This is a genomic window from Rhodoflexus sp., assembly GCF_053489755.1.
In genome coordinates, this window is record NZ_JBRCHD010000019.1 from 42,586 (window position 1) to 50,787 (window position 8,202).

Consider the following 8,202-nt stretch of genomic DNA (forward strand, 5'->3'; position numbering starts at 1 on the left):
CGCTATGTTAAGCTACTTACAATACCTGATCTCAGCCAAAACGCTACATGATATTCATTCACCCTTTGTTTTTAAACTACATAATGAGGTAATCCTTGCAAGCAAGTACTACTACGACTTCGAAGAAATTGAAAGATTTTTTCACCCACTAATAACAGATAAAGCTATGGTAAGCGACTTAGGCGCGGTTCACGCGTCTAAGTTTTTTTTTCGCCCTACTGTAGCGCAGATTATTCAAAATTTTGAGCCTTCGCAGCGCGTAGCGCACCTTCTCTACAAGTTAGTTGATTTTTTTCATCCCCAAACTATTGCCATTTTTGGGAGTAATGTCGGTTTGGCGACGCGTTACCTTGCTAAAGGATGGCACAAAAGCCGTCTGATCAGCATAGAGCCTTGCAAAGAGCTGGCACAACTGTCCGACCGAACGGCAAAGGGACTTCCGCAATTGCGAATTATCCACACCGGTTGGCAACAGGGCGCTGAAGCCGTTGTTAAGGTTTTTCCACAATTAGATTTTCTGTGGCTCAATACGCGCCATGCAGACAGTATGTACAGCGCTTGGCAAGCCTGTTTACCCGCACTGCACAGCCAAAGTGTAGTTGTTTTTCACTTGCGCTACCGCAATCAGGCTATAGAGCATTTGTGGCAAAAGATCAAGGCAGACCAGCGCGTACGTTTCAGTATAGATCTTTGGGAGATAGGCTTGGTTTTTATAGATGAAAAACAGCCCAAGCAGGATTTTGTTTTGCGTTGGTAGCTACCAGTTAACGGCAAATGTTTTCGCCAACAGGCGCGAAATGGGCATGAGTACTGAGAAGCCTCATTGCCAGCCGCCAAAAGCTGCACCCCAAGCAGCATTAAGCGCAATCGGTGCAATCACACGGGATTTAATTGCCTTTTTGATGTTCTCAGGTGTAGGTTCTTTGCGTGCTTTGGTAAGAGGTGAATCAGCGCCAGCAGCCAAATGATTGAAAGGAAGCGTCTCCGATAGCGCCCGGTCGGGCAATTGCTCTTTTGCAAAGAAGGCAGCGATCGCCGCAACTGCCGCTATATCCGACATAGTAGTAGGCAGGTTGGGTGGACGCATGAGTTATAAGTACGGTTTCATAGATCAATTGAGGTTGGCTTCAAATATAGCAACAGCGCTCATTGAAACTTTTCGTTTTTTATCGCCATAACAGACACCTGCCAAAAATAAATATCTCTCAGTCAGCGACGGAGAGATATTTCAATGTTACACAAGACTATAACGATGTCTCAGCAATTAGTTTAATAAGCAATCATCGGATACTTAGAATTTGCGGCTGCCGTCGGGCTGGAAGCTGAAACGGAAGGTGTAATGCCGCGACTCAGAGGTTTGCGTAGGAGTAGCGGGCGCGCCTTTGTAATAGCTCAGAATTTCTATTTTGGCAAATCTGCCATCGCCTGTACGCAGCGCAATCACACGTCCCGGAATAGGGGTAATCAAATGAGTTTGTGAGTTGTAGTTGTACCAGCCCTGCCCAGAGGCGCTTGGAATGGCAAGGTTTGTCGGGCTTTGGTCGGTGCGGAACTCTGCCGTTGCGGGGATTTCTTTCAGTTCGTCAAAAAGACCTGTGAAGATGAAGGCGCCGCCCTGCCCGCTGCGGATAGCGCCCCCATTGACAATCAGCGTAGTTCCCCTGAAACCGATGTCCCATTTATTAGTCGCGCTGTCTGAATTGGCAATGATGCGATTTTCGCGGAGACTGTACAGCGTAAAGCGGTTAGTCCCGCCAAGCGGTCGCCCAGTGGCGGGGTCTATGCGTACTGGGTCGGCAGCCAAATCGCGGACGGTTTCCGTTACAACGGGTTGAACAGGGTTTACATTGTTTTCTTTGCAAGATGCAAGCGCCAGTATAAGCAGCGCGCCGCTCACTAAAACAGAAAGGTTTTTCATAGGATAAATAGCGAATAAATGAGTGAATGAGTAAGTGGTTAGTTGTTATTTAGAGGTTGTTGGTGAGTTAGTTAAGTTGTTTACATGCTGTTGTAATCAACTGGCGCATGTAGAGTTTGCTTAGCGCAGCGCGAAGCGATTTCTTGAGCAGGTGCAGTTCTTGTCCGCTGATAATCAGGTAAGTATTTTGTTCGCCCAAAGGAATCCACACATTTTTAATTAGGCTATTGGCATCATAATTTGGATAAAAGTCAAGGAGGTATTCACAAAACTGACTGAACTGCGGAGCGGTAAAGTGAATCGCCGTCGTGCCGAATGCAAATCTTACACAACCGCATTGGCTGCAATAGGTGGCAAATCCATGCCGATGGTGAAATAAAACAGCGCCGTTACACATCATGCTTATTCGTTGTCAGATTAATTGATTTGAAAATGAAGGCTTGTCCAGAGCAATCGCCCCGGCATGTTAGGGATGGCTTGCATGTTAGTAAAGTTGAGTAGATTGTCCGCGCCGACTTGCAGTTTCAATTTTTCGCTCAGGAAGGTTTTACTGAGGGCTGCATTGAAGGTTACAAAGCCGTTTACATATTCCGATGGGTCGTCTAAGACTAAGTTGCCGTTGCGGTCGCCCAGCCCATAGCTGCCGCGATAGATAGCCCGTAGGTTGGCAGTCCAGCCTTTGGCTTTGTTTTCGTAGAATATTTTGGCGTTTGCCATGTGGCGACTGCGCCCGAACAGCCCGCCATAATCGCTTCTGTTCAGGCGACTGGTGATGAGCGTAACAGGGTCGCGGCGGAAAATTTCGCCGTTATTAATCTTGTCAATTACCGATTTATCGCCCGTGAGCAACAGCTGATAACCTGCCGCAAGGCTGATTTTATCGGAAAGCTGGCGCGTGCCGTCAATTTCAATCCCTTGCGTAAATACACGGCTCAGGTTGCGGTAGCTGAAAATATTCTGCCCGTTGGCGCGTCGCGCAAATACCTGTGATTCAATCAAATCCTGAACATCGTTTCTGAAAAAATTGATGTTGAAGACGGTCTGTTCGGCAGCGTTCCATTTGCCGCCGAAGTTCCATGCAAGCGAACGCTCTGCCCGTAGGCTGCCCGCTACTTCTGGATTGAAGAACAGTTCCCCGATTTGTCCCTGCGCCTGCAATTCCTGAATCAAACGGCTGACTTCTTCTGTGCCAAACACCGAATAACCCGCCGAGTTATTGATGAAATTGAGGTACAACTGGCGGAAGTCCGGCGCTTTGAAGCCTACGCCGCCCGAAGCGCGAAGGGCAAGTTTGGGTGTGAGTTGATACTGCGCCGAAAGTTTGGGGCTGAACTGCGAACCATACACGCTGTGGCAGTCAAAACGACCGCCGGCAATGATGTGCCACTTGTCATTAGGCAGCCATTCATGCTGCGCAAAAGCGTAAATGGTGTGTAACTGTTGCCGCTGGGTGTAGCGCGTTGCCTCTACGCTTTCCTGCACCATTCCCGAACCAAACGTAGTGTTGTGTTTGGATGAAAAAAGCCAAATAAGCTGCGTTTCGGGGCGCAAAAAAGTCTGATTGAAAAAGCTGGTTTCAAACAGGTTGCCGTCGCTTAGGTAGTAGCTGGCGGCATCGGCGCGGTACTTAGAGTAGTACAAACCAACGCGTCCAGTGAAATTGCCTGACGCTTTGAAATTCAGTAAGGGGTTCAAATTCAGGTCTTTGATGCTGCCTTCACCGCTGACCGGATTAGGAATCTGCGCGCTGCCCATATCAAAATTACTTTGCTGCTTTTCAGTGAAATAGCGCCCCGAAAGGCTCAGTCGCAGCGCATCCGAAAAACGATGCTCTGCTTTTGCCTGCACGGTGTAGTTGTGAAAAGGTTCTACGGTTTGCCCGAAGGTTTGCGGCGTAAAATCATAGCCCGCGGTGCTATAACGGTTCGCGAACAGCGAGGCAGATGTCCGTTCTTTTTTCCATTGCAGATTGGAAGTAAAGTCCAGCGTTTGGTTGGTTCCGTAGCGCGTAGCAAAACCTGCGCGGTTGGCTGTCGGGTTTTCCGTAATGATATTCACCACGCCTGCCAGCGCCTCTGAGCCGTACAGGCTGGAACTGGGACCTTTGACAATTTCAATTTGTTTGATATTGCCTACGGCGATACGCGAAAGTTCCAGCGTGCCTGCCGTGCGCCCAATGAGCGGTTCGCCATCAATCAGAATCAGGGTATATTCAGGATTGAAGCCCTGTACCTGCAAACCCTGCCCGTGGTTGGTAACAATAGCAAGTCCGGTTTGCTCTTGCAATACCTCATTGAGCCGCAGACTGCCCATCTGCCGTATTTGTTTTTGTGAGATAACCGTAACAGGCATGGGCAGCGCCGATACCATTTTTTCGGTGCGGGTAGCCGTGATGACTAATTCGTCCAACTCGCGCATTTTCAGGCTGTCATTTTGCGCAAATGACTGCATTTGGCTGACTATCAATAATTTGAATAGGCATATGGTAAATGTGGATTTCATAGCGGATGCTTGTTTGACGCAGCAAACCTATGACTTGTTTAGAATGATTCCAAATAATTTCAGCAATAATTTGTAATTAGTCTAAATAAACATAATCTTTGCACATCCAAAAACACTATCCATTACACGAAGAATGAAGCGTCAATTAATCCCTCTATCATGGCTGATTAGCTGTCTGTGCTGTTTTGCTACGGCTGTACAAGCGCAGCCAAAAGCCGAAAGAATCGTATCGGCAAGCGGTACGCTCAGCGAAATTCTGTGCGAACTGGGGCTGGAAAAAAATCTGGTGGGCGTGGACGTAACCAGCACCTATCCTGAAAGTCTGGATAAAGTGCCTAAAATCGGGCATAACCGCAATATTTCAGCAGAAGGCATTTTGGCGTTGCGCCCAACAGTATTTGTCGGTATCCGCAGCCAGTTGCCGCCCGGATTAGAGCAGCAACTCAAAATAGCCAACGTAAAAGTGTTGCTTTATGAACAGGAATATTCTCTGCAAGGCACGCAAAAGCTCATCCGACAGGTAGCGACAGATTTCGGTTTGGCGGCGCAGGGCAACGCCATTGCTGAGCGCGTAGGCAAAGAAGTAGGCGCACTTAAAAAACCTGCCACACGCAAAAAAGTGCTGTTCATCTATGCACGCGGCGCGGGTTCGCTGATGGTAGCGGGCAACAATACCAGCGTAGCGCAAGCCATAGAACTGGCGGGCGCACAAAACGCCGCCAACGATTTCACGGACTTCAAGCCGCTGACCGCAGAGTCGCTGCTGCTTGCCAATCCTGATGTCATTTTGCTCTTTACCAGCGGTTTGCAGAGTCTGGGCGGCGTCAACGGGCTTTTGCAGGTACAGGGCATTGCCCAAACCAACGCAGGTAAAAACCGCAAAGTGATAGAAATGGACGGGCAGCTGCTGACCGGATTCAGCCCCCGATTAGGCAAAGCCTTACAGGAATTAGCCGATAAAATCCGCTAACGATGAAACAAGCCACTATCATTTCCCTGCTCATCGCCTTACTTCTGGCAGCCGTTATCTGTTCCGTTTGTATCGGGGCAGTAACTATCAGCGGGCGCGAACTGCTGGCTATCATCAGCTACCAACTGGGCGGAGAAGCCGTTGGCTTTGAGCCGCAACAAGAGGCAGTTTTCTGGATTATCCGCCTGCCGCGTGTGCTGTTGGGCGTACTGGTAGGGGCTTCTCTGGCGGTGGCAGGGGCTTCCATGCAGGGACTGTTCCGCAACCCATTAGCCGACCCCGGACTGATTGGCGTTTCTGCCGGAGCTTCGCTTTTTGCCGTCGTCATGATTGTGCTGGAAGTCAAATTTTTTACTGCGCTTTCGGGGATTTTGGGCTTTTATGCGCTTTCAGTATTTGCTTTTGGCGGCGCGGCGCTGACGACGCTCATCGTTTACCGACTTTCCAAAACAGGCGGCAAAGCTATTATAGCCACCATGCTGCTGGCAGGCATTGCCATCAACGCGCTGGCAGGGGCGCTCACGGGACTGCTGACCTACACGGCCACCGACGCTCAACTGCGCAGCATCGTTTTCTGGGGATTGGGCAGCCTGGGCGGCGCAAGTTGGGAAAGCGTCGCTGCGCTTGCCCCCTTTGCATTATTGCCACTGATAGCGCTGCCGCGTCTTTCCAAAGCGCTCAATGCGCTGGCGCTGGGCGAAAGCGAAGCTGGCTACTTGGGCGTAAACGTCAAATCGCTGAAACGGCAGGTCATCTTTTGGACAACGATGGCGGTGGGTTCATCGGTTGCCGTTGCAGGAACCATCGGCTTCATCGGGTTGGTGATTCCGCACCTGCTGCGCCTGTTTGCCGGAGCCGACCATAAACTGATTCTGCCCGCTTCGGCGCTGCTGGGCGCCGCCGTCCTTACCACGTCCGACCTCATTTCGCGAACGGCGGTTGCGCCTTCGGAATTGCCCATCGGCATCATCACCGCCATGCTGGGTACGCCCTTTTTCCTTTGGATTCTGATGAAAGAAAAACGCCGCATGACCGTATGATTCAGGTTTCACATCTCAGCTATCGCATCGGGCAGAAAGAATTGCTGTCCGATATTTCATTGGAAGCAAAGGCAGGCGCATTTACCGCTATTATAGGCGCAAATGGCGCGGGGAAGTCCACGCTGCTCAAAATTCTCTGCCGCGATTACCCCTTGCAGGAAGGGCGCGTGTATTTTCACGGCAAACCGCTGCAAGCCTTTTCCAGCGCAGAAATGGCACAAATCAGGGCGGTACTTTCGCAGCAACAGCAACTTTCCCTGCCTTTTATGTGTGAAGAATTAGTCTTGATGGGGCGCTACCCACATTTCAACGGGTATCCGACCAGAACAGACCATGAAATTGTCGCTTTTGCCATGCAACAGGCAAGCGTGGCGCACCTGAAAGGCAGGATTTACCAGACGCTTTCTGGCGGAGAGCAACAGCGCGTACAACTGGCGCGTGTGTTGGCACAAATCACCGACCGCAGCGAAATGCAAGCCCCGCAAATGCCCATTGCTACGCCCAAATACTTATTTCTGGATGAACCGATTACAGGTTTAGACCTGCCGCACCAATACCACACCTTAGACCTTGCGCGGCAACTGGCGCAGAAAGGCTATTGCGTAGTAGCGGTCTTGCACGATTTAAATTTGGCAGCTCAATACGCCGACCACTTGATTATGCTCAAAAAAGGTAGCGTTGTCGCAGCGGGCAGTCCGCAGGAGGTCATGACTTGTGAAAATATCCGCCGCGTATTTGGCGTAGAGGTCAATTTGATGCAGCACCCTGAACTGGGCTGCCCGTTCATCGTGAATGTGCGCAACCGAAAAGCGGTCTGTCAACTTTAGTACAAAATAAACCTGACGGGTTTTAGAAACCCGTCAGGTTTAAGCATCTGATTTTTAAAATTTTACATTCATAACACCAAATTTTATGCAAACCTTTCTCAAAACCCTCAAAGAACGTTACGAAGCCTTCAAGGCGGAAAATCCGAAAGCCCGCATTCGCGAAGCGGCAAAGCAATTAGGAGTCAGCGAAGCAGAATTAGTCGCCTGCGGCATGGGCGAAACTGCCATCCGCCTAGAAGGCGATTTTCGCGAAATGCTGAAAGACGTACCCTCATTGGGCTACGTAATGGCGCTTACCCGCAACGACCATGTGGTGCATGAGCGCAAAGGCATTTATGAAAACGTATCTTTTGATAACCACGTCGGGCTGGTACTGGGCGAAGATATTGACTTGCGCCTGTTCATGATGCACTGGGCTTTTGGCTTTGCCGTGAATGAAAACGAACGCCTCAGCCTGCAATTTTTTGACAAAAGCGGTGAGGCAGTCCATAAAATTTACCTGAACGAAAAAAGCAACCGTGAGGCTTTTGAGGCGTTGGTAGAAAAATACCGCGCCGCCGACCCCTACGCGCCGATGAAAACAAGCGCCTATGCCGCGCCCGAAGCGCCGCAACCCGATGAAAACATTGACATTGCCGGTTTCCAACAGGCATGGCTCAATATGAAAGACACGCACGAATTTTTCGGCATGTTGAGAAAATACAAGGTAAGCCGCACACAAGGGCTGCGATTAGCCCCCGAAGGATACGCATGGGAAATTTCAGTAGAACAGGTGAAGCGAGTATTTCACAGCGTATCCAAGCGGCAGTGTCCGATTATGATTTTTGCCGGCAACAGGGGCTGCATCCAAATTCACACCGGGTTTGCGCGCAATATTGTACAAACCGGCGGATGGTTCAACGTGCTTGACCCTGAGTTCAATATGCACCTGAAAGACGAAGCCAT

At 50.0% G+C, this 8,202-nt stretch carries 9 protein-coding genes; 5 read left to right on the forward strand and 4 right to left on the reverse strand.

The genetic code is table 11. The annotated features are described in order from the left end of the window. The first annotated feature begins 4 nt into the window (after positions 1-4). Positions 5-757, forward strand: a complete 753-nt coding sequence (locus ACWIP2_RS05015; RefSeq protein WP_448518810.1) for a hypothetical protein — start codon at positions 5-7, stop codon at positions 755-757. A 63-nt stretch (positions 758-820) separates the two neighbouring features. Here ACWIP2_RS05015 and ACWIP2_RS05020 read toward each other — a convergent pair whose 3' ends face one another. The 4 genes from ACWIP2_RS05020 to ACWIP2_RS05035 form a co-directional block, all read right to left on the reverse strand. Beyond that, complete coding sequence (locus ACWIP2_RS05020; RefSeq protein ID WP_448518811.1) at positions 821-1,087, reverse strand: hypothetical protein; 267 nt, start codon at positions 1,085-1,087, stop codon at positions 821-823. A 204-nt stretch (positions 1,088-1,291) separates the two neighbouring features. Further along, a complete protein-coding gene (locus ACWIP2_RS05025; protein ID WP_448518812.1) occupies positions 1,292-1,918 on the reverse strand; it encodes an HmuY family protein in 627 nt (208 codons plus the stop codon). A gap of 67 nt (positions 1,919-1,985) precedes the next feature. After that, the gene (locus ACWIP2_RS05030) at positions 1,986-2,318 is read right to left on the reverse strand and encodes a DUF6686 family protein (protein ID WP_448518813.1); all 333 of its coding nucleotides are present in this window, start codon (positions 2,316-2,318) and stop codon (positions 1,986-1,988) included. Between the two features lie 17 nt (positions 2,319-2,335). Continuing rightward, positions 2,336-4,420: a TonB-dependent receptor plug domain-containing protein gene (locus tag ACWIP2_RS05035; RefSeq protein WP_448518814.1), complete on the reverse strand. Its 2,085-nt coding sequence runs from the start codon at positions 4,418-4,420 to the stop codon at positions 2,336-2,338. Between the two features lie 133 nt (positions 4,421-4,553). Between ACWIP2_RS05035 and ACWIP2_RS05040 the strand changes: the two genes are divergently transcribed. The 4 genes from ACWIP2_RS05040 to ACWIP2_RS05055 all read left to right on the forward strand — a co-directional run. Next, positions 4,554-5,390, forward strand: a complete 837-nt coding sequence (locus tag ACWIP2_RS05040; RefSeq protein ID WP_448518815.1) for a heme/hemin ABC transporter substrate-binding protein — start codon at positions 4,554-4,556, stop codon at positions 5,388-5,390. A gap of 2 nt (positions 5,391-5,392) precedes the next feature. Further along, the gene (locus tag ACWIP2_RS05045; protein WP_448518816.1) at positions 5,393-6,430 is read left to right on the forward strand and encodes a FecCD family ABC transporter permease; all 1,038 of its coding nucleotides are present in this window, start codon (positions 5,393-5,395) and stop codon (positions 6,428-6,430) included. Beyond that, on the forward strand, positions 6,427-7,257 hold the full coding sequence (locus ACWIP2_RS05050) for a heme ABC transporter ATP-binding protein (RefSeq protein ID WP_448518817.1): 831 nt from the start codon (positions 6,427-6,429) through the stop codon (positions 7,255-7,257). Before ACWIP2_RS05045 ends, ACWIP2_RS05050 begins: the two co-directional genes overlap by 4 nt. An 85-nt stretch (positions 7,258-7,342) precedes the next feature. Next, positions 7,343-8,202 (forward strand): hemin-degrading factor (locus ACWIP2_RS05055; protein WP_448518818.1); only part of this gene is annotated, 860 nt, incomplete at its 3' end.

What these genes read in the sequence shown, in the direction of transcription:
- ACWIP2_RS05015 (WP_448518810.1), top strand. Translation starts at nt 5, where the DNA reads ATGTTAAGCTACTTACAATACCTGATCTCAGCCAAAACGCTACATGAT.
- ACWIP2_RS05020 (WP_448518811.1), bottom strand. Translation starts at nt 1,087, where the DNA reads ATGCGTCCACCCAACCTGCCTACTACTATGTCGGATATAGCGGCAGTT.
- ACWIP2_RS05025 (WP_448518812.1), bottom strand. Translation starts at nt 1,918, where the DNA reads ATGAAAAACCTTTCTGTTTTAGTGAGCGGCGCGCTGCTTATACTGGCG.
- ACWIP2_RS05030 (WP_448518813.1), bottom strand. Translation starts at nt 2,318, where the DNA reads ATGATGTGTAACGGCGCTGTTTTATTTCACCATCGGCATGGATTTGCC.
- ACWIP2_RS05035 (WP_448518814.1), bottom strand. Translation starts at nt 4,420, where the DNA reads ATGAAATCCACATTTACCATATGCCTATTCAAATTATTGATAGTCAGC.
- ACWIP2_RS05040 (WP_448518815.1), top strand. Translation starts at nt 4,554, where the DNA reads ATGAAGCGTCAATTAATCCCTCTATCATGGCTGATTAGCTGTCTGTGC.
- ACWIP2_RS05045 (WP_448518816.1), top strand. Translation starts at nt 5,393, where the DNA reads ATGAAACAAGCCACTATCATTTCCCTGCTCATCGCCTTACTTCTGGCA.
- ACWIP2_RS05050 (WP_448518817.1), top strand. Translation starts at nt 6,427, where the DNA reads ATGATTCAGGTTTCACATCTCAGCTATCGCATCGGGCAGAAAGAATTG.